At 47.4% G+C, this 1,262-nt stretch carries 1 pseudogene; it reads left to right on the top strand.

Going from position 1 to position 1,262, the window contains the following annotated elements:
* A pseudogene (locus ACLGGO_RS35590) lies at positions 1-1,262 on the top strand (hypothetical protein); the annotation flags it as partial.

Below are 1,262 nucleotides of genomic sequence, written 5' to 3'. Positions count from 1 at the left end.
CGGAGCCGGAACCTGCTGTAGCGGAAAATCCACCTCAAACTCAACCGGAGCCGGAACCTGCTGTAGCGGAAAATCCACCTCAAACTCAACCGGAGCCGGAACCTGCTGTAGCGGAAAATCCAACCAATACAGTAGACGATCGCACGAACAACGATAACTCAAGTGCGATCGCGGATAATGGCAGCAATACTCAAACTGCCAATTCAAATACGCCAAACAGCAGTAACAACAGCACTCCTGTAACCTATAGTCGTCAAACCTATAGTCGGATTCCCAATCCCAACACTAATGACAACGACAAAGAAACTTGCGATCCAAATGATCCGAGTTGTCAAGAGAGTGGTGTAGCGAATCCGAACGCCCAGAGTGATACTAATAGCGGAAATAATAACTCCGCTTCGACAACCTATAGCCGTCAACCAGCTTCAACTAGCGCGAACAGGACTCCTAATACTGATATCGCAGCTAATAATTCAGCGAGTAATAGCAGTCAAACCTACAGCCGTACTCCAACTCAACCCAGTAGTAATGCGATCGCAACTCCTGATAACAGCACCGCTAATCCTGCTAATTCAGATATTACCAGCAATACGGCGAGTGAAAATACAACTCCTCCCAATATTCCCAGTTACGATACCACCAACAATAATATCCCTGGAAATAACGTAGCCACGGCGAATCCGGCTAATACCGATAACCCGAACAGCAATATCCCAAGCGATAGCAGTTCTAATCCCACCAATACCAGTGGTGGTAACAGCAACGTGGGTAACAACTCGGCTAACACGAGCAATCAAACCTATAGCCGCGTTCCTACCTCAAATAGCAACAATCCGACGACTCCAAGTACTGATAGCGGAAACAATAATTCCGCCAACGATAACGCGGTAAATACACCGAATACTGATAGCCCTAACGATACGGCTAATAATAGCGGTTCTAACCCCACAGACAATAACAGCAACGGCAATACTGATATTGCTGACGATAATTCTGCTGACAATGGCGACTCAACCTATAGCCGTGATCCAAATAACGGAAATAGCGATATCGCGGACAATAGCGGTACAGATCCCGTAGATAACAGCACGGGAAACACCGATACGGCGGATACAGATAACGCCAATACTGATACCACTGACAACGGCGACTCAACCTACAGTCGTGATCCGGATACCGGAAATGGCGATATCGCGGACAATAGCGGTACAGATCCCGTAGATAACAGCACGGGAAACACCGATACGGCGGATACAGATAAC

The sequence above is a fragment of the Coleofasciculus sp. genome, assembly GCF_046565525.1.
Lineage (GTDB): Bacteria > Cyanobacteriota > Cyanobacteriia > Cyanobacteriales > Coleofasciculaceae > Coleofasciculus.
This window is presented reverse-complemented; position numbering and strand designations above follow the sequence as displayed.